At 39.2% G+C, this 21588-nt stretch carries 27 protein-coding genes and 4 pseudogenes; 19 read left to right on the plus strand and 12 right to left on the minus strand.

The window, feature by feature from the left end; all coding sequences use genetic code 11:
- The first annotated feature begins 152 nt into the window (after window positions 1-152).
- The 15 genes and pseudogenes from KUH03_RS05460 to KUH03_RS05525 all read left to right on the plus strand — a co-directional run.
- Window positions 153-341: a hypothetical protein gene (locus KUH03_RS05460; protein WP_257091925.1), complete on the plus strand. Its 189-nt coding sequence runs from the start codon at window positions 153-155 to the stop codon at window positions 339-341.
- Between the two features lie 172 nt (window positions 342-513).
- On the plus strand, window positions 514-714 hold the full coding sequence (locus tag KUH03_RS05465; RefSeq protein WP_257091926.1) for a hypothetical protein: 201 nt from the start codon (window positions 514-516) through the stop codon (window positions 712-714).
- Between the two features lie 263 nt (window positions 715-977).
- Complete coding sequence (locus tag KUH03_RS05470) at window positions 978-1178, plus strand: hypothetical protein (protein ID WP_257091927.1); 201 nt, start codon at window positions 978-980, stop codon at window positions 1176-1178.
- Between the two features lie 173 nt (window positions 1179-1351).
- Window positions 1352-1882: a sigma-70 family RNA polymerase sigma factor gene (locus KUH03_RS05475; RefSeq protein WP_257091928.1), complete on the plus strand. Its 531-nt coding sequence runs from the start codon at window positions 1352-1354 to the stop codon at window positions 1880-1882.
- Between the two features lie 43 nt (window positions 1883-1925).
- Window positions 1926-2339, plus strand: coding sequence for a hypothetical protein (locus KUH03_RS05480; RefSeq protein WP_257091929.1), 414 nt, complete (start codon window positions 1926-1928; stop codon window positions 2337-2339).
- Window positions 2330-2938: a FecR family protein gene (locus tag KUH03_RS05485; protein WP_257091930.1), complete on the plus strand. Its 609-nt coding sequence runs from the start codon at window positions 2330-2332 to the stop codon at window positions 2936-2938. The genes KUH03_RS05480 and KUH03_RS05485 overlap by 10 nt, the downstream gene beginning before the upstream one ends.
- 43 nt (window positions 2939-2981) lie before the next feature.
- The gene (locus KUH03_RS05490; protein ID WP_257091931.1) at window positions 2982-3470 is read left to right on the plus strand and encodes a carboxypeptidase-like regulatory domain-containing protein; all 489 of its coding nucleotides are present in this window, start codon (window positions 2982-2984) and stop codon (window positions 3468-3470) included.
- Between the two features lie 11 nt (window positions 3471-3481).
- Window positions 3482-4021 carry a TonB-dependent receptor plug domain-containing protein gene (locus KUH03_RS05495; protein WP_257091932.1) on the plus strand — a complete coding sequence of 180 codons (540 nt, stop codon included), beginning with the start codon at window positions 3482-3484 and terminating at the stop codon, window positions 4019-4021.
- The gene (locus KUH03_RS05500; RefSeq protein WP_257091933.1) at window positions 4018-4170 is read left to right on the plus strand and encodes a hypothetical protein; all 153 of its coding nucleotides are present in this window, start codon (window positions 4018-4020) and stop codon (window positions 4168-4170) included. The genes KUH03_RS05495 and KUH03_RS05500 overlap by 4 nt, the downstream gene beginning before the upstream one ends.
- Complete coding sequence (locus tag KUH03_RS05505) at window positions 4133-5335, plus strand: TonB-dependent receptor (RefSeq protein WP_257091934.1); 1203 nt, start codon at window positions 4133-4135, stop codon at window positions 5333-5335. The genes KUH03_RS05500 and KUH03_RS05505 overlap by 38 nt, the downstream gene beginning before the upstream one ends.
- Before the next feature lie 256 nt (window positions 5336-5591).
- On the plus strand, window positions 5592-6332 hold the full coding sequence (locus KUH03_RS05510) for a hypothetical protein (RefSeq protein WP_257091935.1): 741 nt from the start codon (window positions 5592-5594) through the stop codon (window positions 6330-6332).
- A gap of 11 nt (window positions 6333-6343) precedes the next feature.
- The gene (locus tag KUH03_RS05515) at window positions 6344-6718 is read left to right on the plus strand and encodes a hypothetical protein (protein ID WP_257091936.1); all 375 of its coding nucleotides are present in this window, start codon (window positions 6344-6346) and stop codon (window positions 6716-6718) included.
- Window positions 6619-7896 (plus strand): SusD/RagB family nutrient-binding outer membrane lipoprotein, encoded by a 1278-nt coding sequence (locus KUH03_RS05520; protein ID WP_257091937.1) that lies wholly within the window; start codon window positions 6619-6621, stop codon window positions 7894-7896. The genes KUH03_RS05515 and KUH03_RS05520 overlap by 100 nt, the downstream gene beginning before the upstream one ends.
- A 570-nt stretch (window positions 7897-8466) precedes the next feature.
- On the plus strand, window positions 8467-8676 hold the full coding sequence (locus KUH03_RS48155; RefSeq protein WP_373564784.1) for a glutaminyl-peptide cyclotransferase: 210 nt from the start codon (window positions 8467-8469) through the stop codon (window positions 8674-8676).
- Window positions 8613-9200 (plus strand): annotated as a pseudogene (locus KUH03_RS05525) (glutaminyl-peptide cyclotransferase); the annotation flags it as partial. The gene KUH03_RS48155 and the pseudogene KUH03_RS05525, both read left to right, overlap by 64 nt.
- A 104-nt stretch (window positions 9201-9304) precedes the next feature.
- On the opposite strand, the gene KUH03_RS05530 reads toward KUH03_RS05525, so the two are convergent.
- From KUH03_RS05530 to KUH03_RS05545, 4 genes are all read right to left on the minus strand, one after another.
- Window positions 9305-10015 (minus strand): WG repeat-containing protein, encoded by a 711-nt coding sequence (locus KUH03_RS05530; RefSeq protein WP_257091938.1) that lies wholly within the window; start codon window positions 10013-10015, stop codon window positions 9305-9307.
- A gap of 143 nt (window positions 10016-10158) precedes the next feature.
- Complete coding sequence (locus KUH03_RS05535; protein WP_257091939.1) at window positions 10159-10548, minus strand: hypothetical protein; 390 nt, start codon at window positions 10546-10548, stop codon at window positions 10159-10161.
- Complete coding sequence (locus KUH03_RS05540; RefSeq protein ID WP_257091940.1) at window positions 10545-10877, minus strand: hypothetical protein; 333 nt, start codon at window positions 10875-10877, stop codon at window positions 10545-10547. Before KUH03_RS05540 ends, KUH03_RS05535 begins: the two co-directional genes overlap by 4 nt.
- 185 nt (window positions 10878-11062) lie before the next feature.
- Window positions 11063-11566 carry a hypothetical protein gene (locus tag KUH03_RS05545; protein ID WP_257091941.1) on the minus strand — a complete coding sequence of 168 codons (504 nt, stop codon included), beginning with the start codon at window positions 11564-11566 and terminating at the stop codon, window positions 11063-11065.
- Window positions 11567-12188: 622 nt separating this feature from the next.
- Between KUH03_RS05545 and KUH03_RS05550 the strand changes: the two genes are divergently transcribed.
- The 4 genes from KUH03_RS05550 to KUH03_RS05560 are packed head-to-tail and all read left to right on the plus strand — an operon-like array spanning window position 12189 to window position 13273.
- Window positions 12189-12602, plus strand: a complete 414-nt coding sequence (locus KUH03_RS05550; protein ID WP_257091942.1) for a YfbM family protein — start codon at window positions 12189-12191, stop codon at window positions 12600-12602.
- 5 nt (window positions 12603-12607) lie between these two features.
- A complete protein-coding gene (locus tag KUH03_RS48160; RefSeq protein ID WP_373564785.1) occupies window positions 12608-12691 on the plus strand; it encodes a hypothetical protein in 84 nt (27 codons plus the stop codon).
- 40 nt (window positions 12692-12731) lie between these two features.
- A complete protein-coding gene (locus KUH03_RS05555) occupies window positions 12732-12992 on the plus strand; it encodes a hypothetical protein (protein WP_257091943.1) in 261 nt (86 codons plus the stop codon).
- On the plus strand, window positions 12989-13273 hold the full coding sequence (locus KUH03_RS05560) for an N-acetyltransferase (RefSeq protein ID WP_257096719.1): 285 nt from the start codon (window positions 12989-12991) through the stop codon (window positions 13271-13273). Before KUH03_RS05555 ends, KUH03_RS05560 begins: the two co-directional genes overlap by 4 nt.
- Window positions 13274-13314: 41 nt before the next feature.
- Here the strand turns inward: KUH03_RS05560 and KUH03_RS48165 are convergent.
- The 8 genes and pseudogenes from KUH03_RS48165 to KUH03_RS05605 form a co-directional block, all read right to left on the minus strand.
- Window positions 13315-14792, minus strand: a pseudogene (locus KUH03_RS48165) (GH92 family glycosyl hydrolase).
- Window positions 14793-14794: 2 nt separating this feature from the next.
- Window positions 14795-15597, minus strand: a pseudogene (locus KUH03_RS05575) (hypothetical protein).
- A 32-nt stretch (window positions 15598-15629) separates the two neighbouring features.
- Window positions 15630-17239 (minus strand): annotated as a pseudogene (locus KUH03_RS05580) (GH92 family glycosyl hydrolase).
- Window positions 17226-17420 (minus strand): hypothetical protein, encoded by a 195-nt coding sequence (locus tag KUH03_RS48170; RefSeq protein ID WP_373564643.1) that lies wholly within the window; start codon window positions 17418-17420, stop codon window positions 17226-17228. Before KUH03_RS48170 ends, KUH03_RS05580 begins: the two are co-directional and overlap by 14 nt.
- Entirely contained in the window at window positions 17363-17830 is a 468-nt protein-coding gene (locus KUH03_RS05590) for a hypothetical protein (protein WP_257091948.1), read from the minus strand. Before KUH03_RS05590 ends, KUH03_RS48170 begins: the two co-directional genes overlap by 58 nt.
- Before the next feature lie 492 nt (window positions 17831-18322).
- Window positions 18323-19561, minus strand: a complete 1239-nt coding sequence (locus KUH03_RS05595) for a glycoside hydrolase family 92 protein (protein WP_306429700.1) — start codon at window positions 19559-19561, stop codon at window positions 18323-18325.
- Complete coding sequence (locus tag KUH03_RS05600; protein ID WP_257091949.1) at window positions 19522-20784, minus strand: glycoside hydrolase domain-containing protein; 1263 nt, start codon at window positions 20782-20784, stop codon at window positions 19522-19524. The genes KUH03_RS05595 and KUH03_RS05600 overlap by 40 nt, the downstream gene beginning before the upstream one ends.
- Window positions 20785-20869: 85 nt before the next feature.
- Entirely contained in the window at window positions 20870-21481 is a 612-nt protein-coding gene (locus tag KUH03_RS05605; protein ID WP_257091950.1) for a polysaccharide lyase family protein, read from the minus strand.
- Window positions 21482-21588 lie beyond the last annotated feature (107 nt).

Consider the following 21588-nt stretch of genomic DNA (forward strand, 5'->3'; position numbering starts at 1 on the left):
AAAATCCTTTTTTATCATTAAGTTTCTGCCGATAGAAATAAAGCTAGATCGCTCTAATCCTAATAAACAATATATTTAGCAAAAAAATCAATAAAATTTTATAAAACTAATATTTTTAGTATATTTGAATATCAATTTTAGACAAGGTCTTTATGGAACAGGCAAAAGGATATGACAATAAGGAATTACATGTTGGCGATATTGTTCGCTTCCATACCCCTATCCCGATGAGGATCCCAATACAATCTTTATTGTACTTTGGTCGTATTACGATCCGGAAGGTAAATCGTCAAGAGCTGAAGTGGTTAAATTTGATCCAGTTCTTAAACATTATCCTGTGATTCAAAAATGGTTTATTCGAGACTTGGAAAGAGTACCCGAAGTCAGCCCTGAATTACTCCAACAGATTGCGTTATTTATGAAAAGTAAACTGGGGAATGCGATCATAAGCAAGTTGATAGTCTAACTAAAGTTGATAGTCTAAATAAAGTCCGACAAAAAGTATAAAACACAATGGAAAATAAATTCAAAGCAAACAGAGAATTCACATCACGATCGATATGGTCCGATTGGCGTGAACAACTTAAAGAAAGTGAAATAAATGGTTTACTTCAACGACTTGAAGTGATGGATCGGGGGTACTCCTTGATTGGTTACAATGGCATAACCCAAAAGGCAACTACACTGACCGTAAATGTGTGGAAAATAATGTAAAACCGCTTTGCAAATCAAAAGCCGTAGAATATACCTATAGAGAGATCTTGCGCAGTCATACGAAAAAGCAGTTTAATAGCATTTCGAATGGCCCCATACAACTTATGTTTAACAATTAATTGCTCAAACTATGGAATCTCTCATCAAACAGATTATCGGTTATCAACTACCAAAAATCATGGCAATGGAGTCTCAACGAAAAGATTGGCGCTATCAGCTGCTGGATTTAAAAGATAAAGCACTTTTTTGATAGGCTCTCACTTATGAAACGACAAGAATTGCTCCAATGGCTTCAATGGAATGATCGCAATGGGATTTATACAGACTATGACTGCATCCGAAAAGGCATTCCTTTATTCACAAAAATGCAGGCTCTAGCCACAGTCTATCATCAGATTATGCGCGACCATGAAAATTGGGATGGTTATATGGGGAAAGAATATATCCGTGGAAATATCCTTTAGACAAAAAATGAGCTTCATTAACGAAGTACATAACACGATTCATTGTAGGACTCGCTATGGATGCACCTCCTTATCTTAATGTTTTACTTAACGTTTTGACAAGTCTAAAAACTCTACCTAAATTTATCTTAAATCATTTAGTTTAGCTATATTAGAGATTCCAAGTCTACGCTATGGGAATCAATTATTCGCTAAATATCCAAACATTTGAGGAATACTATGATCAATGGAGTCCCAAAGTATTCCAGTATGCGTTCAATAAAACCAGATCTTCTTATTTAGCCGAAGAAACTGTACAGCGTGTTTTTATTAAGCTTTGGAAAAACTTAAATGAAAAAAATATTGATGCCACTGTAGAATCCCAGATCTTTTGTATTGCAAGGACAACAATTTTGGACCTAATCAAAGAAGAATATAATAGAAAGAAACTTCTTCAGGTAGAAAATGAGCTCATTCAGCGCTATTCCCCACAAGATGATTACTATGCCAAACAGCTTGAAACTACATTACAACATATCATTAATCAATTCCCCGAAAAGCGAAAACAGATTTTTATGTTGAGCCGATATTCCAATCTATCCCATAAACAAATCGCGGATAAACTCTCTATATCATCCAAGACAGTAGAAAATCAAATTACGCTTGCGCTAAAAGCAATAAGAAAAGCATTATTGCTCTCCATACTGATGCTAAATCTTTTTTAATTTTCTTTTGGGGATACCTTATTTTCAATCGTAATTAATATGTATGAAGATTACGAAAGAACTCGTCGAAAAATATCTCCGCGGAGAAGCAAATACCGAAGAAGTTAATGCGATTCAAAATGCACTGGATAATAACCAACTAAATTTGGATGATTGGCTTCCAGCAAGCGAATGGCATAATATAGAAGAACATATAGCTTTTGAACAGCATGACTCAATCAAACAATCCCTAATTAAAAAAATTACGATCAGGGATACAAAACAACGGATCTATGCCCTATTGAAATATGCTGCGATACTTTTACTTGTCGGAACACTAGGCTGGGAATCTTTTCATTATTGGAAGACAACAACAAATACACCTACGATTACTTCTGTGCAAAAAAACAAACTCCGAAATTGGAGTCCCCAAGCAACTTCTATTATATTAATTCTGGCAATTCGCCGATGCAGGTAGATGTTCCTGATGGATCAAAAATTGAACTTTATCCTAATTCGGAAGTTAGATTTGCAGATAACTTTTCTTCGCTGTCTAGCCGTGATATTCATTTAAAAGGAAAGGCAAAGTTTGTTGTTGCCAAAGACAAGTCAAGACCCTTTAATGTACATACCACTGGGTTAACAACAACGGCATTAGGTACAATATTTAGCGTAGATGAGCTAAAATCTTCGCAAACAAAAGTCAAATTATTTGAAGGACGTATCCAATTAAAGAGTCTAAAAAATACAACAGGCTCCCCTCCTCTGCTCCTTGAATTTATTCCAAATGAAGAAATAACCATCGATCATCAACAACTTCAAATTATTGCGGAAGAACGAATGAATTCGTCCAAATTCAACAGAAGAGGTTTTTATTCCGAAAAACAAAATACACTAATCTTCAAAAATTTAGCCCTTAAAGATCTACTGCATATTATAAGTCAAAACTATAATATCAAACTTGAATTTAATTCGAAGTTATCGAAAATAAATATTACAGTGGCACCTATGAAAATGATCCTTCTGTCTTCCGAAAAATACTTTCAGATATACAAGAACTCCACCACATTACTATAACCATACAGAATAAAATATAATTCACTTATTTAATCCATAAATTATGCACAATTATTTACCTTCCAAACATGGCCTACTAACCATGTTTATGCTAAGAACCAATATCCGTGCTGATGTAAACTGGGGTTTACGTCTTGGACTAATGGGCCTTTTGGCAACTAGTTATCAGATCGTTAATGCACAACAGCAGGCAGCGATCAACGGCGTCATTCGCGACGAAGCGGGTAAGCCCATATACTCCGCAACAGTCACTATCCAGAATGTGACTAACAAATTCAAGAGGGCAACGACTAGCGCTGCAGATGGTACCTTTTCCTTTGATCAGATCCCAGCTGGCCAAGGATACCAAATCACCATTTCCTCTATCGGATTTAAAACCAAGGAACTGACAGATTACAACATCTCTGAAAGAGATAAGCTTGCCATCAATGTCAGTCTGGAATCGGTATCGGAAAATCTACAAGAAGTAGTTGTCACTGCACTAGGTATTAAAAAGGAGAAAAAGCCCTTGGTTATACTGTTGCGGAGCTAAAAGGAGATGAATTGACACAGGGTAAAGAAACAAATGTTGCCAATGCACTTTCAGGAAAGGTCGCTGGTGTGCAAGTAAGCCGTGCCGCTTCCGGTGCTGGAGGCTCTTCGAAAGTTGTTATTCGTGGTAACAACTCACTTGTTGGTAATAGCCAACCGCTTTACGTAGTCGATGGTGTGCCGATTGACAATCAAAACATTTCAGCACCAAACCAATCCGGTGGTACAGATTATGGCGACGGTATTGGTAATATTAACCCCGAAGACATTGAGACCATGTCCGTCTTAAAAGGGCCCAATGCCGCGGCGCTATATGGTCAAAGAGGAAGCAACGGCGTCATCCTGATTACAACAAAATCAGGAAAAGCTGGTAAAACACGCTTCAGCTATGGTACCGACTATTCCTTTGGAAATGGTTTGGTACTCCCTGATTTTCAAAATGAATATGGTCAGGGACTAAATGGCACATTTACCCACTTCCGAAAAGACGATGGAACCATCGTTTCCATGAGTGAAGCCATAAAAACGGTTACAGTGGTATCCCAAAAATGAGTGCGGGGCGGGACCGTACAACACGTGCCAGCTGGGGAGCGAAAATGGAAGGCCAAACTTATGAAGATGCCTATGGAAATGTACTGCAGCTAACACCTAAACCTGATACCTATGCATCTTTTTCCAGACCGAAAACAATTTGTCAATAACTTAAGCGTAGACGGCGGTAATGAAAAAATAAACTACCGTTTTTCTTTTGCCAACACAGATGTGAAGGGATATATCCCGACCAATACTTTGAAAAGGAATAATTTTGGTTTACGCACACAGGCAAAAATTACGGACAAACTTCATATTGATGTAAAAGCAAATTACATCGCTCAAAAAGGAAACAATAGACCAACATTGGCTGATGCAGCCGATAATCCAGCCTATTTATTTATCAGTCAGCCACGAAGCCTAGGGAATGATATCATGTCCCAATATAAATGGACGACACAGGAAATAAGCAGGCAGCTTGGTTTTTCGGGACTAACGGAAGGCCTGGAAAAAACTTACGCTACGAACAGTTCCACTGCCAATCCTTTCTGGACAATCCATGAAAATCACAACGAAGATCGCCGCGACCGCATCATTGGATTACTCCGCCTAAGCTATGACTTCGCCCCTTGGCTCAAAGTAGCAGCGACAGGAGGAACCGATTTCTATACAGATCAGCGATTCCGATACAGACCGATCAATACCTATCAGAGCTTAAACAGGAAAGGCGATATCAGAGAAGAAGTTATTCGATCCCGCGAAGATAACTTTGACATCCTTGCCAGCTCCAATTTCACTTTATCGGATAACATTAAGCTCAGCGCCAACATAGGGGCAAGTCATCAAAGTCGATATCTGCGAATGACCGGAAACGCCGGTAATCAGTTTATCGTACCTAATCTCTTTGTCATCAATAATACCACTACGAATACCTATATATTCGATCTTATCGAGTCTAAAATCAATTCGGTATACCTCTCAGGCCAATTTAGCTATAAAGATTATTGGTTTGTCGATTTTTCGGCGCGCAATGACTGGTCTTCAACATTATCCAAAAATAATAATTCGTTTTTCTACCCTTCGATAAGTTCTAGTCTTGTGCTATCTGATGCATTCAAATGGCAGTCAGACGCGCTGTCGTTTGCCAAGATCCGAGCTTCCTGGGCACAGGCCGGTAGCTCCGGAAACCCCTACCAATTGACAGGTGCGTATAGTCTGAATCAATATACACATGGCGGTGTACCGATGGCTTCATACACCGAAATTATCCCTGATCCCAACTTAAAGAATGAGTTGACCACCTCTATCGAGGCTGGTGCAGATCTCAGGTTTTAAAAAATAGACTTTCACTATCCTTTACTTACTATCAGGCGAAAACAAAAAACCAGATTCTAGATGTACCGATTGCGCCATCAAGTCTCTACGTGAAAAATCGCATCAATGCCGGAGAAATCAGTAACAGGGGATCGAATTTGTACTAGGGGCCACTCCCCTTAAAACCGAATCAGGATTTGAATGGAATACAACATTTAACTTTAATAGAAACCGCAACAAGGTTGAATCGCTTTACCCTGGTGTAGAAAGTTTCCTTTTGGCAACGGATAGAGGAATCAACGTCGTCGCCGAAGTAGGAAAGCCATTTGGTCAGCTTATTGGAACTCAATTTGCATGGATTAAGGATGAAAATGGAAACCGATTAATTGATCCAACGACAGGGCTCCCTTTACGTACCGCGGGACGAGTGGAAACTGATCTTGGAAATGCGCAACCAAATTGGATAGGCGGTTTCGGCAACACATTAAAATACAAAGGCTTCAACTTATATGCACTTGTTGATATTCGTCAAGGAGGAGTGATCTTCTCACAATCCAATCGAGAACAAATAATTTATGGGACGAGCAAAAAAACGTTAGAAGGACGTGAGGGTACCTATGTCGCTGATGGGATGGTTGCACAACAAGATGATGCAGGCAACTGGACAAGCACCGGAACAAAAAACAGTAAACAGGTGAATGCTCAGGATTATTGGAATATGGTTGCTAGTGATAAAGAAGTCATGGTATCTGAGGAAATGATTAATGATATGAGTTATATTGCAATGCGCGAAATCAGTCTCTCATATTCATTCCCGAAAAATCTGATACCACATCGTATGATTAATTCATTGAAATTGGGTCTATATGGCAGAAACTTATTCTATTTCCAGCGAAAAACAGATGGTTTTTCTCCAGAAGCTTCTGCTTTCAATGTAAACAATAGCTCCATAGGTATTGAATCCACTTCCCTACCTATGATGAGAACATTTGGCATTAACCTTACCGTTGGTCTTTAAAACACTGAATTATGAAAACGAAAATGATAAAAAACAGATTTGTTATCGCTCTTGTCTCCGTTGCAACATTTAGTGCCTGCACGAAAGACTTTGAAAAAATAAATACGCCACCAACATCAGTGACAGCAATAGATCCCGCATTGCTTATGGCTAGAATCCTCCGCGATGGAACCTTTCAGGAGTCGGGAGAACTTCCAAACAATAAGTTTGGTTCTTGGATCCAGCATTGGGCGGGTGGTCCAGTGGTACCCGTATCTCGTTATTTTGAAGGACCAGAAAACCTGATATGGTCGCAGCATTTTACCTTGCTCAGAAACATCATTCAGATAAAAAGGAACTCAGCGGCAAAGAAGAAAGTCCCGAAGGTAGAAGTAAACTGGCCATAACCGAACTTTATGAAGTTTATCTATACCAACGATTGACTGATCTATTTGGAGACATCCCCTATTCGGAAATTACAAAAGATAGCAGAGAGATTAATCGAACCCCTAAGTTTGACAAACAAGAGGATATCTATCCCGCACTGGTCATAAAGGTTGATGCCGCTTTGGCACGTCTCACCGCTGGTGATCAATCTTATGGTTCCTCCGATTTTTTCTATGGCGGTAATATTGATAAATGGAAAAAATTCGGAAACTCCTTAAAACTGAAATTGGGCATGAGAATGCGTTATGCCAACCTCTCATTAGCGCAAAAGACCGTTACAGAAGCAATGACTTCTCCACTTGGGTTAATCTCAAGTAATAGTGATAATGCTGCAGTTCCTACATTTAATAATGCCCAAGCCGAAAACCAAAACCCTATATTACGGCAGATGACTACTGGGAGCGCCGACTTACGGTACTTAGCCAACACATTGGTAAACAAATTGAAGGAGTATAATGATCCACGCTTAGGTCTACTTGCAGAACCTGTCACTATAGGCGGTGTTACCACCTATCAAGGAATTGGTGTAGCATTAACCGATAATGAACTTTCTCAACTGATCAGAGCAAATTACTCTACGGCCAATAAGTCAACATGGTTTAGCTTGAATTTTGCGCCAATACCAAGTTATGCAATGACCTACTCAGACATTTGTTTTTACAAAGCCGAGGCTGCATTGTTAGGTTGGGGCGCGACAGGTACAAATGCGCAATCATTCTTTACAGATGGGGTCAAAGCTGCCTTTGCCCTTCCTCCGTACAATCTAACTTCCATCCCCTCATCCTATGAGCAAAATGTCATCAACCTAAATGGATTGACAGACGAGCAAAAGATGGAGAAAATCGCTACTCAAAAATGGATAAGTTTATTTGGCCGAGATATGGAAGCATTTGCCGAATGGCGACGTACTGGTTATCCAAAATTGACACCTGGTCCAAATCCGGGATCCACCAATAGACAGATACCACGTCGAGCTATTTACTCCAGTGAAGAGGCTGAATTAAATCAAACAAATCTCAAAGACGCTGTTTCCAGAATGCAGAACGGAGACTCCTTTTTGTCCAAAGTATGGTGGGATAAAAACAATAACAATAAAGGTTTGAGCGATACGAAATTATTTCGTATCGCTCAAACCTAATTACCAAAATGCTGCTTCAGATTTTATCCCTCACCTATTCTGTATAGCTATTCCCGCAACAAGGTCTTCAGGACTATTTTAGAGCAAAACAACCTAATTGTTTTTCGTGCTGAATCTTTTTCAGCGATGATTTAGGTTTCTTTTGAAATTATATTTATCTTTCTTTAAGTATAAAACAAATCTCACGATCTTCAAGCTTTACAAAAATGAAAACAATCTCTTCACTATTTTTGCTAACAGTAGTATCTCTTTTTATAGGCTGTGGAGAAAACGGTAAAAAGCCACATCACCGTCTCCAGATAACTTACCAAAAATAACCCAAGCTTTAGCTTCGAGGGGATAAAACAAGATTATACAACAAATGAAGAATTATCGTTTCAGATTGCAAATACTTCTAATTTAAAAATTGATTCCATCCTTTATTATATTAATGATTACCTGATTGCTAAAGTCACAGAAAACAATAAAGTAACATATAGATTATCAAGAGAGAAATTTGGCAAGCAAATCATTAAGGCGGTTGTATTTCATACTGGAAAATCCGAAGAAAACACAGTAAACATAGACTATCTGCCATCAGACCCGCCTCGAATTTTAAAGTACCGAATAGTTAATACCTACCCACATGATATCAAAGCTTTCACACAGGGGCTAGAGTTCTTTGGAGAAAACTTGATGGAAAGTACGGGCAATGGCGTTGGGTTAGTGGAAATAAAGGTAAGTCAAGTATCCGCATTGTCAATCCTACAACAGGACAAGCAATCAAAAAGATCGAATTAGCAGATTCAATATTTGGTGAAGGTGCAACCATATTAAATGGGAAATTATATCAATTGACTTACAAAAGCAATCTTGCCTATGTCTATGATATGGCAACACTAAAGACAATAAAAACACTGCCATATTTCAAAAACATGGAAGGATGGGGACTGACCTCGGATGGTAAAAATTTGTATATGTCTGACGGTTCAGAAAATATCTATATACTCAATCCCAATGACTTTTCTAAAATTGATTATATCCGTGTTGCCACAAATGAGAAAATCGTTAACCAGATAAACGAAATGGAATGGGTAAAGGGAAAGATTTATGCTAATTTCTTTATGGAAGATGTTATGGGTATCATCGACCCAAAAACAGGCGCTATTGAGGGGCTAGTCGATCTTTCCAAATTACGAGAAAATGTGACACAACATGTTGATCTAGATGTATTAAACGGAATTGCGTACAATAAAAAATCAAATACCTTTTTTCTCACAGGAAAAAATTGGGACAAAATATTTGAAATACAGTTACTGGATTAACTAATCACTCGTTAGTCTATAATGTACACAATCATAAAGACAGTCTATTCATTAAAGTGCTATTCCCGATCTGGAAATAGCACTTTCTTACTTCAGGACAACAATTATTTCTTAATGATTTTTCCATCTTCATAGAGTGTATACTCTTCGCCATCGGCCTGTTGCACCACCATTTTTCCGTCGACAAAAATATTGCTAAATGTAAAAACAGGATCGGTTAATATTTTGCTGTTGTAGTCCATCAATCCCCAATGCTGTGGGGATTCCATATACATGATCCTATTTTTACCCACAACGTCCAAAACCTGATATTTAAAAGGAATCACAATAGCGCCATTATGATCAATAAATCCCTGTTTGCCATCTTTCGCAACTTTGATGATCATACTATCAATCGCCATAAGACTGGCATCCAAAAAGACAGACTCATACTGTGGCGAAACAATCTCCACGCCTTTCTCATTGATCAATCCTACACGTTGTTTACTATCTTGTACTTCAAAAAAACCAAAATGCGGTTTTGTCGTAGTACTGAAATAGTTGGGCTGTACAATAACCTTTCCTGTTTTATCAACGATGCCAACAGTTCCTAAATCGCCATTGGCATCCGTCCGATGGAAAGTTGCAAGACTTTCGCCATCAAATCGTATAAATTGTTCGTAAGTAGTATCCGGATTCTCCCAGATATCTTCTGCCGCATTATACTTTCCCTTTAATTGACTGATAGGTAAAACAGTCTCTTCAACACCTTCTTTAGCAGCTTTGGTTGCATCCTGTCCCTGACAGGAGCCGCCTAAAAGTACAATTATTGCCACTATGCCTACAATTTTATATGGATTGTTTATTCTCATACTATTTCAAAATTATGCTTATTTATCAAATGTTATATAACCCCTATACTTTGAACAGATACATTTTAAAAACGGAAATCTTCGACTCGACATTATTTTCTTATCTGCTAAGGCAATTCTTCAAGCTTGTTAAAACCTGTTGTTATCATCTGCTGCAATTGAGGTGTAAACAAGTTTGTTGAAAGTGGCATTTTCTTGGCTTCGCTATTTAATCTCCATTGTGCACGCTTCTCAAGCAAAAATTGCAATCGCTGTGCTGTTGTCAATCCCGGCAATGTATAATATATACTATTTTCGCCTTCTTTTCCTTGCTTTTGAATATATCTCCCGGCAGTTACCTTAAATTTATTTCTTTCCTCAAAACTTCGGATAAAAGAGCTATCCTGATCAGCGATATCCCACATTGGATCACGAGGGCAGCAGACAGAACCATAGCTTTCCTTCCAATATACTGTTAATAGGTTTTCGGGCACCATAGGTTTAGCAAAATCAATCACTGGATTTTCCAATCCCCAAGCCGAACGCTATCAACTTTTACATTGTCCTCTTCCCGTCTGATATAGTAATAATAATTAGTGGTTTCAGGTTCCACGCACATTCCATTTTTTGAAGCCATTTTATTGACTTCACTGTAAAACTTCCAATCAGGAACAATAAGAATAAATTCCTGCAATTCAGGATAAAACGCCGAAGGCTTCTTGAAAAGTTCTACTGGGATCTTTGCGCTCAAATAAAATACAGCTATTGAATCCGTCTTAAACTGCAATGGCAGATCCAATAGATAATTACCCTCTAATCGTGCCACCTGACGATCTTCAATATTCATTACTCGATCATACTTTTGAGCTAGCCAATACGGTCGTACAGTTTCCTGTGGATCGGGGGTCTGATAGCCTGTTTTATGGCTTTAGTTTTACAGGATACAACAAGTAGAAGTAAAACAAACATTAAATAAAACTTATCAATTGTTAAGCATGTTCTCATTGGCTGAAATTATGTTTCATGAATTATTTATTGTGCAGCGGCAACCTTTATCCCCACCTTATTTAAAAACTCAACCTGTTTTTCCAAACAAGTATCTGCCAGGACTGCTATTTTAGCTTTTTCATCAGTAATATCTCTTAATAAGGCCTGTCTGGCACCTTTTTTCTGCTCATCCACATATTTGACCAACAACGTACCATAACCATCTGTAATTCTCGTCATGTAAGCTATTGTAGTCAAATGGAAACTCTTCGCAGCTTCACTAGGCTTTAATGCATTAACTTCACTCTTTATTCCTTTGATATAGCTGCTCAGCGCCTGTACCTCTTTGAGCTTCATTTCGTAGGATAATTCATCCGTTTTATCCGCATCATATTCTCCTTCCAGTAATTTATTGTAGCTTTCATCCAACTTTTCTTTACAACTATAGAAAAGGCGGGCAATCTTCTCATTATATCCGAAGTCCAAATTACTGCCACAGGACGTCAATGCGAATGTACTGATGATTAATGTCAAAATAATAATTCTCATATCTCGATTTTTCAACAAATAACGCATTTTCAAAACAAGCTCTTTAAGGCATTTAATATTCGTTACCTATTTTTTAAGATTCGCTATCATTTGGGTACAGTTTTATCCCAGACAATGGCACCGATAATTACCCGATTAGCAAATACTGTAAAACAAGTCAAGGACAACAGCTTGTTTCTTAAGGAAGAATTGCGGAACTTAGAAAAATAATCTAGACTAGATTAGAAGACCGACAATTTTAGACGAATCAAAAAAATCGATGCGGAGTCAAAACGAAAAGAACTGAATAAAACACTATGAAACAACTAGCTTTATTGATCATGTTCATCGGAATGTCGAGCATGGTTTTCGGACAAGAAATTAGCCGTTCAACGACCCAAACAATTACGCAATCCGAATTGGACTTGGTTCTGTAATTGCTGTCGTTACTTCTTGGGATCGTAACAAGTCTATTCTCTGGGCGCTGATTCATGGCATCTTGGGCTGGCTATATGTTATTTATTTTGCATTTACACGGAGCAATAATTAATATTTCTCCAGTTCATATTTTCAATACAATCAACAGTGTTATATCCTTCTGTAAAACAGAAAATAAAAAGCTGTCAACCAAAATCGAAAGATCATGAGCATGATACAAAATTTCCTCCGGGTCAATTTGGAAACATTGAATAGTTTTCTCACCGATAGTCATTCATTAAGCAAAATGGTATATAGCAAAGAAGCTATACATTTGGACAATTTGATAGATATTGACAAAGCTTGGGAAGGTATTTTCTTTTTATTGACAGGAGAATCAATCGGCACATACGATCAGGCCGCTCCACCCTTATCCTGGCTATTAGTTGGGCCTAATGACATTGATCGCAATCAGGACATGGGCTATGGCCCAGCAACCTATACAGATATAGAACAAACCAGACAGATTGATTTAGCGTTAAAGGAAATTTCAATAGATGAATTAACACAACGTTTCGACTCTGCCACCATGCTTGAAAAGATATATACCCAGATATCTGGGATGATGAAAATGCATTAGATTATCTGCTTCAATACTTCGAAGACCTAAAAGCATTTTATCAGATGGCCGCCTTACGTCATGAAGCAGTAATCCTATTTCTCAATTAAAGAGCGACTATTTCACGCTAATAAAAACCATAAAATAACTATGCTTATTTCTGATAAGAGAAATATCCACATTGAAGAATTAAAGGAAGCAAATAACATAGCCGTTTCCGACCTGGTCGCATTAACATTGGATATTGTCCAAGGAGGGGCCTCAGTGGGATTTATGCAGGACTTAAGCGAAGAAAAAGCAAGAGAATTCTGGAACAATGTCCTGGCGAAGGTCCAGCAAGAAAAAACAGTGCTACTTGTTGCAAAGACAGCTCATCCCACCAAATCGTTGGGACCGTACAATTACAAATAGACCTTCCTCAAAATCAGCCTCATCGGGCCGATGTAGCAAAAATGTTGGTGCATTCCGCTTTTCGACGTCTTGGTATAGCGGAAAATTTATTGCAACATCTGGAATTCATTGCGAAAAAAAAGAGAAAATCACTACTGGTGTTAGATACTGTAACAGATAGCCCAGCTCATGCTTTGTACTTAAAACGTGGCTGGAAGGTCGTGGGAAACATTCCAAATTATGCACTTTTTCCCAATGGTAGCCCCTGTAGTACAACCTACTTTTATAAAAACCTTGAATAGTATTGTTATTCGCAAAAAAAGAACCTCCAATAACTGTTAACTTATTGGAGGTTCTGTTGACAAAAACAATGATATTGCTCCTGACTATTTTTGTACCACACCGGACCAGGTTTGCTTCCCATTTGGAAAACAAGGGTAGCTCCAGACATGATCTGCTCATGTGTGATATAACTTGTTTCAAGAGGCTTTCCATCCAAAGTAACCGACTGGATGTAAATATTGGTTTTATTTACATGATCCGCTTTGACAGTAAACTTTTTCCCATTCGCAAGTTTAAATTCGCTATGTTCAAACAATGGCGTACCGATTTCATACCTTCCACTCACTGGATCTACTGGATAAAAACCCAGCGCACTGAATACATACCAAGCAGACATCTGTCCGCAATCATCATTCCCGCTTAACCCTGACGGATTATTTAGATAAAGTTTTTCCATCACTTCGGCAGCATATTGCTGTGTTTTCCATGGTTGCCCAATCGCGTTAAACAAATATATAGCGTGATGACTTGGTTCATTTCCATGTGCATATTGTCCAATCATGCCCGTACTGAAAATAGGTAGTTTACTGGTGTCTGATGGGTGGAAGGTAAACATGCTATCCAATTTCTGCCCAAAGCGTTCATTTCCGCCGACGAGATTGATCAATCCCGGAATATCATGTTGAACAGACCAGAAGTATTGCCAAGCATTGCTTTCACAGATATGTGCACTATATTCCTCTGGATCAAATGGCGTTACAAAAACACCATGACTGTCACGCGGTTGCATAAATGATGTAGTGGGATTATAGACATTTTTATAATTTTTTGCTCTTGCAAAAACGTAGTTGCCACCGCCTTGTTCCCCATCTTATCCGCCATAACCGCAATACAATGATCATCAAATGCATATTCGAGTGTGCGTGACAAAGACCAGTTCTCAGCATTGTATTTATCCACAACATCATAAGGTACATAACCCAACTTTTTATACAACCCAATACCTCTATAGTTGTCTATGTTTGCTGTTGCCACACAAGCTTCCAGCGCTTTATTGACATCAAAATCACCTATTCCTTTCAAATAAGCGTCCACAATAACTGGGATTGCATGATTGCCAATCATCATATCGGTTTCACTGCCATAGATATTCCATACAGGCAAGCGACCATGCTGTTCGTAAAATGCAATAAATGATTTCACCATATCATTTACCCGATTTGGATCAAGATAAGTAAATAGAGGATGTGAAGCGCGATAGGTGTCCCAAAGCGAAAAAGTACTGTAATTGGTCCAACCTTCAGCCTGATGTATTTTTCTATCCGCTCCAAAATAAGTCCCATCTACGTCTCCAAATATGGTAGGGGCCAACATCGAATGGTACAATGCTGTATAGAACTTTACTTTAGCTTCTTTGTCTGTAGTCTGAATAGCAATCTTACCAAGCTCTTTGTTCCAGTTATTCTCAGCTTGTTTTAAATAGTGATCAAAATCATCTGTTGGCACCTCAGCTTTCAGGTTTTTGGAAGCACCATCCATACTTACCCCGAAAGAGCTGTGCTAAGCGTTACTTGTTCACCAGTAGATGTTTTAAAATCAAAACGTGCCTTGAAAGCAGTACCAATACGTTTGGTCGTTTTTGTTATGCTGTCAACACTTGACTGTATCGCCGAGCTATCGATGTGAACTGCAGTAAACGGCTTTGAAAATCGGGTTTCAAAATAGACACGTTGGCCTCTGGCCCAGCCTTCTGAAAATCGGTAGCACACGCAGTGACCGAATCAACCACCTCGATGTATGAATCTATTGTGGCATCCCAGTTCATTGCTTTCTTTAGATCCAAAAAAATAGCCGATTGAGCCTCAGGGAATGTATAACGTTGGATACCGCAACGTGGGGTTGCCGTTAGCTCTACATCGATATTATAGTCTGTCAACTTTACTTTATAGTACCCCGCATGTGCCTGTTCGTTTTGATGCGAAAACTTGGAATGAATACCCAAAGGCGCCACGGCCTCATGATAAGGCAAGGTAACTGGCATAAACGATATATCATATAGATCCCCAGCTCCCGTCCCACTTAAATGGGTATGACTAAAGCCCGAAATCGTGCTATCGGGATAAAAATAACCCGAAATACGATCCCAACCGGGCAATCCATTATCTGGGCTCAATTGTACCATACCAAAGGGCGATTGTGCTCCAGGATAGGTGTTACCCGTAAAATCCGTCCCTATAAAAGGATTGACTGATTTTGCATAAGAACCTTCAGCCGAATCCCGCTGTGAGGCACAGCTCAGTATTCCCAATAAACCTGCGCATGCCAGGTATTTCATATATTTCATAGTGTAGATAGCTTCTTTAATCTGCGTGTCATTTATCTGTCTCCCGTAACAATCAGGATATCTTTGCTATTGACCAAAACTTGATGACTAATTTTAAAACCTCCTAATGGCTTTCCATCGACGATAATTTTTTTGATGAATTCTCCATTGCCCTCTTTTTGGCGTCTAATGGTCACACGATCAGACTTAGGGTAATACTTTTTATCAAGTTGAATAGTTACTTTATCAAATACCGGCGTAACGATCGTATAATCTGGTCTGCCGGGACAAAAAGGGTAAATCCCTATCATATTCATTAATGCCCAGGTCGACATTGTTCCTGTATCATCATTTCCTGGGATCCCACCGGGACTATTCGTAAAATGTTTATCCAGAATTTGCTTAACCAACTTTTGCGTACGCCATTCCTCACCTTTTATTTCCGAAAAAACATGTGGATAAAGCATGTCAGGTTCGTTGGTAACATCAAAATACCCTTTATCAAAGGTAGCCTGTAATCTGTCCACAAATTTCCTTTTACCGCCCATCAGTTGAACTAAACCAGGGATATCAAATGGTATTGCAAAACTATAATTCCAGGCATTCCCTTCATGGAATCCATGGTTAGGCTCAAAATTAGCCCCCATCAATGGATTGAAAGGTGTCAAAAACGAGCCATTGGGAAGAATAGGTCGAAAGGTTCCATACTCTGGAGAATAGTAATGTTTGTACCCCTGTGCTCTCTTACCAAAAGTCTGTGCGTCTTTAGTTTTCCCCAATGAGTTGGCCAACTGTGCTAAATTCCAATCAGCAACATAGTATTCAATCGCATGGGAAACTGAATTATCAAAAGAATCGCGAAGAGGAACATAACCATACTTGACATAATCGGCATTGTCCGGACGGATTCGATTCGTCGAATCCGTTGTCGTCGCCGACTTCAAAAAAGCCTCATAAGCTGTATTGATATCATAGTCCCGAATGCCTTTCATCCAGGCATCAACGATCACAGGTACTGCTGGATCACCGTCCATGGTATAGCTTTCACGGCTATAAAGTTCCCACTTAGGCATCCATCCATTTTCTTTATAAATATCAATCATGGAACGAATCATTCCAACCTGTTTATCTGGATAGACCAACGACATGAGCGGCTGTACATTTCTGTACGTATCCCATAAAGAGAATACGGTGTAACGATTATGATCCGCAACAAGGGTCTTTCTATTTTCCATAGCCGGATATTCGCCGTTAACATCCTGTAAAATATTTGGATGAATCATGGCATGATACATAGCCGTATAAAATACCGTTTTTGATCTCCGGTACCTCCTTCAACCTGAATTCTTGATAATTCATTATTCCACAAAGATGAAGCTTGTGTCCTGATCCGCTCAAATCCAAAACCAGGTTGCTCGACTTCCAGATTTTTTCGTGCATTTTCAACGCTTACGAAAGATACCGCCAACTGAACCTCTAAGCTCTCATTTTCCTGAACATCAAAACTCAAGAATGCCCCAAGATCGTCTCCAGACAATTGGCTCGAATAATCGGTAAAAATCTTGTATTTGCCCGCATCTTTATTCCAATCATTCTCCCATTTTTCACCGGCACGCTGAAATTTCCAGTAACCTTTCTTTGCGGGCTTTTTATTCACTCGCATCACGAAGAAAATCGGATATACGGCCTGATTGTTGGTATAACAGAACGAATAATTTCGAACCTTCAAGTTCCGTATCACTGACATAGCGAACCGTGGCCCCCGTTTCATTCGTCAGTCCCTCGCCTAAATTGAGTAGAATATTAGCCTGCCCTTTAGGGAAAGTAAATTTAGATACACCCACACGAGCAGTTGCGGATGTCTCAGTTTTGATACCGTATTTTTTAACACATTACTATAATAACCTGGATGAGCCTCTTCCTGTGTATAAGTACTTCCATATTGATGGTAGTCGACTTCTAGTTTTCCAGCCGTTGGCATCAGCAACAAACTTCCCATATCAGGACAACCTACACCACTCAGATTGACATGTGAAAAACCGGTAAAATAGCTATTGCTATGTTCGTAAGGTGTAGACCACCAACGTGCATCCTTATCAAAGGCATTAAGTGATGAACCCATCACATTAAAGGGAGACACATTCATTAGACCATGAGGTACCTGAGCACCGGGATTGGTTGTACCATAGTTACTGGTACCAATAAAAGGATTGACATAGTCGGTTGGTAGTTTTGCGCAGCCGCTTGCTCCCAAACAAATAATCCCAAAAGAAAATAACGGATAAACTTGATCATATCATCTTGATAAAGACAATCTACTTTTTCTGATACAATGAACAGTAGATTGCACATTTTTAAGTGTAGTCACAATACTACTGATAATACCAAAGATTTACAAATATCGACAGCAGTTATATCTATCATTTTACAATGTTAATAGGATTTAGCAAGACTGAAAATAGATGCGAATTCATCAATCCGATAGGTATCTTAAAGTATAGTCGTATGATCAAAATATAGTCGCTAATGCAGGTTAGATCCAAGGAGAAAGATCATTCAACAAAAAATCCTGAAGCGGGGAACTTCAGGATTTTTACTAACTAACCAATTATTAACCTAAATTATGAAAACTACATTGATAACGCCATTCCCGAGCTTTGTTATCCTATTCTTTTATGTTTAACCAAACTTTAACAAACGGTGCCGTTCGTTGCGGAAAACTACAATCTGAAGATATCATCTCCCATTAAAGTCCTCTCAATGATACGTGATTAATGTGACAAGCCCCATTGCATATTCGGTTTATCCCCATTTCCAAAACTAGTTCACCTCCTTTTAGCAATTCCGCAGCGTCAAAATAGAATGTCTGTAGCGGTTTACCGTTTAGAGTTGCGCGCTGCACATACATATTCTTTTTGCTTGCATTTTTAGCTTTAATAGTGAATTGATCTCCTCGCCCATATTGCCGTCCCAACTTAATCTTAATTTCTTCAAAAGATGGACTACCAATTTCATAAATTGGCTTTGTTCGCGTTCCTCCGTCTAGCTGAAATAATCCGATTGCATTCATGATATACCAAGCGCTCATCTGTCCTTGATCCTCATCTCCTAGATATGCGTTAGAAATACCCTGTCCGTAATATCGTTCCCCGATAGACCGGCTCCATTTTTGTGTAAGCCATGGTTTGTTCAACCAGTTAAAAATATAGGCGAAATGCATAGACTGTTGATTTCCCTGCACAACCGGATAATCCCAGTATTGATCATTTGGTCCATTATATCGCCATTTTTCACTTTCTCCGAACCCCCATTCCAAACGCTTTAGAAACACATCCTCACCAATCATTTTAGCCAATGCAGGAATATCCTGAGGCACAAAGAATGTCAACTGCCATGCATTTCCTTCAACATAATGATGATTGGCTCCAGATTTAAAGGGATCAAAGTCCTGGTACCATTGCCCCTTGGCATCTTTCATCCGCGCATAGCCACTTTTAACATCTATCGCATTCTTCCACCAGCTCCCTCTATCATTAAAATAACTGTATTCTTTTTCCTTTCCCAAGGATTTTGCAAATTGTCCTACAGTCCAATCGTCAAAACTATACTCCAAGGAATTTGAGAAACGTCCCAGGTCATAAGGCACATACTTATACTTCAGATAAACATCCAGATCCCGGTTACCGGCAAAGCCACCTTCAAATTTTAGCGGACTTGTTGTCTGCATTTTCTTGATCGCTTCAAATGCCTTTGTGACATCGTAATCACGTATTCCCATCTGATAGGCCCCTACAATCAAAGGAATCTCGTGTTCAGCAACCATCACTGGAATATATTCCATACCAGCAGGCCCTTTTGCCAGCCAACCGTCTGCATCATACATAGCCAATTGCGAACGCACCCATTTATTCGACCATTCCGGTGTAACCAGATTCCAGAATTGGTTTAAATTCCAGAACGTATTCCAAAATGCATCACAGCCCAGGGCAAGGTCCCCGGATGTTTCATCGTTCTGATCGTCTCATCAGAAGAGCGCCATTGCCCGTTAACGTCGCTAAATGTATTACGGCTTGCCAGGGTACGATACATATTTGTATAAAACTTCTCTTTTTCCAAATAGTCATCACTTTTTATCTCCAGGCGCCCCAATAATTCATTCCACACCCGATGTTGGTTGGCGACCACACGTTCAAAAGACCATCCAAATGGATCTGAAAGTTCTGTTTTTAAATTTTCTGCAGCATTGGCGATACTGACATAGGAAATCCCGGTCCGCAGCTGCACTTCCTTGTTTTTACGAACATCGAACTCTACATACATACCAGCGGATTGAGCGCTGTCGGCAACCAGATCAGACTGATCTGTTACGCGACCATTATGCCAAGTTCCGAAATTGATAATCGGTTTATCAAACTCCATGACGAAATAGACAATATAATCTTGTTTCGCATCGGTAGACCAAACATTTTCGGACAATTGGTTACTGTAGCCAATAACCTTATAATCAGAAACCTTTTTAAGAGAGAGGTCTTTGATCTTATAATCATATTCTCCGTTCACTTTAAGATCAATCATAATACGTCCAGTATCTGATTTATGATAGGTATATTTCTGGAAACTGGAGCGTGTTCCTGCGGTTAACTTTGCGTCAATATCCTGGTCAAGAAGATGAACGGCATAGTATCCCAATGGAGCCTGTTCACTTGCTTTATCTATTGCCGAACGATACCCTGAATGCGTACTATATTGGTCTCCGACACTAGTCTTCAACTGGCCTGCTGTTGGAAATGTGCCCAGTCCAGCCATTGTCCATTCGTGTATATGGCTAAATGTACCAATAGATTCTATTGAAGGTTCATAACCAGCCTGCCAGCCAATATTTTGATTATCGGGACTAATCTTTACCATTCCAAATGGCATCCACGGTCCCGGTGCCAGCATCCATCTGGAATGTGCAGCCCCTATCATGGTGTTGACATAATCCGAGACCCCACCCAATCTTTTGGGAGATCGTTTTATAGAAGATGTTTGAATTAATTTATCGTTGATATATATTGCATATTTACTTCGTACCTCTTTCGATGCATAAGGCATTGGAATCTCAAGTCGAGATAGGCCCTTCTCATGAGTTTTATCATAGATTTTCTTTCCATCCAACAACACTTTTATACGCTCATCATCTTTCAATTTCAAGATATCAAGGAGCATATACTGTATGCGCTCGTTTCCTTTTTCAGTTCAAAATCCGATTGCCGTACCTCTTTGATTATTGAAGTGTAATCTTTCAACAATTTCACCTGTTGAGGACCCAATAATTTAAAGGAGTCAAACTCAACCCACCCCCTTTTATTACCGTAAGTGTAACCTGGTTAAATCCCTCCGAAATAAGATGCTCAGGCAATGCTATCTGGATCGTAGAAGCTCCAGACTTTGAACCCGTACCTACAGGATCAATGGGGCCGTCACCATTCTTCAGTTCGTAATTATAGGATTTACCATTGATCGCGATTTGTAAGGTCGGTTTATTCTGAGGATCACTATTTGCCAATTTTACTTCCAGAGCCCATTTCCCGTTTTCAACTTGACCACTTAATACACTGTATAAATTCAAAAAATGGGTCCTTAGGCCAGAGGTTCCACCAGTCCCGCCCCATCCATTGGCTGGTCCGGGTAACACGTAAGGCAGATCTCTTGACAACGAAGATTGCCCAACCACAAAGTAATTGTCTTCGTAGCCAAAATCATGTTCCAGAAATTTCTTGTAATCGTGTGGAGCCAGTGCGAACTCTCTGCTGGAGCCATCTGAACTGCCCAGTTGCCAAATGGTATTCTCTTGCCCCGAAACAAGCTGTCCTGTCATTAACAGTAAGCTGGTGAAAACGGAAATGGGGAAATGCATTTTCATAATTGATGGATTTTATAATAAAAAGTATGCTATAAATGCCTATCCAAGTATTCAGTTCTTTTGCATGTTTCAATTTATCATCCCACTCCAAATTAAGATTTATAAAT

Origin of the sequence: Sphingobacterium sp. E70 (assembly GCF_019285695.1) — a bacterium.
Lineage (GTDB): Bacteria > Bacteroidota > Bacteroidia > Sphingobacteriales > Sphingobacteriaceae > Sphingobacterium > Sphingobacterium detergens.

Bases quoted from the DNA above. Each gene is read 5' to 3' on its own strand.
- KUH03_RS05515 (WP_257091936.1), top strand. From the start codon at position 6,344: ATGAAAACGAAAATGATAAAAAACAGATTTGTTATCGCTCTTGTCTCC.
- KUH03_RS05505 (WP_257091934.1), top strand. From the start codon at position 4,133: ATGCATCTTTTTCCAGACCGAAAACAATTTGTCAATAACTTAAGCGTA.
- KUH03_RS05605 (WP_257091950.1), bottom strand. From the start codon at position 21,481: ATGAAAATGCATTTCCCCATTTCCGTTTTCACCAGCTTACTGTTAATG.
- KUH03_RS05500 (WP_257091933.1), top strand. From the start codon at position 4,018: ATGAGTGCGGGGCGGGACCGTACAACACGTGCCAGCTGGGGAGCGAAA.
- KUH03_RS05545 (WP_257091941.1), bottom strand. From the start codon at position 11,566: ATGAGAATTATTATTTTGACATTAATCATCAGTACATTCGCATTGACG.
- KUH03_RS05600 (WP_257091949.1), bottom strand. From the start codon at position 20,784: ATGCTCCTTGATATCTTGAAATTGAAAGATGATGAGCGTATAAAAGTG.
- KUH03_RS05480 (WP_257091929.1), top strand. From the start codon at position 1,926: ATGAAGATTACGAAAGAACTCGTCGAAAAATATCTCCGCGGAGAAGCA.
- KUH03_RS05540 (WP_257091940.1), bottom strand. From the start codon at position 10,877: ATGAATATTGAAGATCGTCAGGTGGCACGATTAGAGGGTAATTATCTA.
- KUH03_RS05460 (WP_257091925.1), top strand. From the start codon at position 153: ATGGAACAGGCAAAAGGATATGACAATAAGGAATTACATGTTGGCGAT.
- KUH03_RS05470 (WP_257091927.1), top strand. From the start codon at position 978: ATGAAACGACAAGAATTGCTCCAATGGCTTCAATGGAATGATCGCAAT.
- KUH03_RS05465 (WP_257091926.1), top strand. From the start codon at position 514: ATGGAAAATAAATTCAAAGCAAACAGAGAATTCACATCACGATCGATA.
- KUH03_RS05485 (WP_257091930.1), top strand. From the start codon at position 2,330: ATGCAGGTAGATGTTCCTGATGGATCAAAAATTGAACTTTATCCTAAT.
- KUH03_RS05555 (WP_257091943.1), top strand. From the start codon at position 12,732: ATGCTTATTTCTGATAAGAGAAATATCCACATTGAAGAATTAAAGGAA.
- KUH03_RS05550 (WP_257091942.1), top strand. From the start codon at position 12,189: ATGAGCATGATACAAAATTTCCTCCGGGTCAATTTGGAAACATTGAAT.
- KUH03_RS05475 (WP_257091928.1), top strand. From the start codon at position 1,352: ATGGGAATCAATTATTCGCTAAATATCCAAACATTTGAGGAATACTAT.
- KUH03_RS05490 (WP_257091931.1), top strand. From the start codon at position 2,982: ATGCACAATTATTTACCTTCCAAACATGGCCTACTAACCATGTTTATG.
- KUH03_RS05520 (WP_257091937.1), top strand. From the start codon at position 6,619: ATGGTCGCAGCATTTTACCTTGCTCAGAAACATCATTCAGATAAAAAG.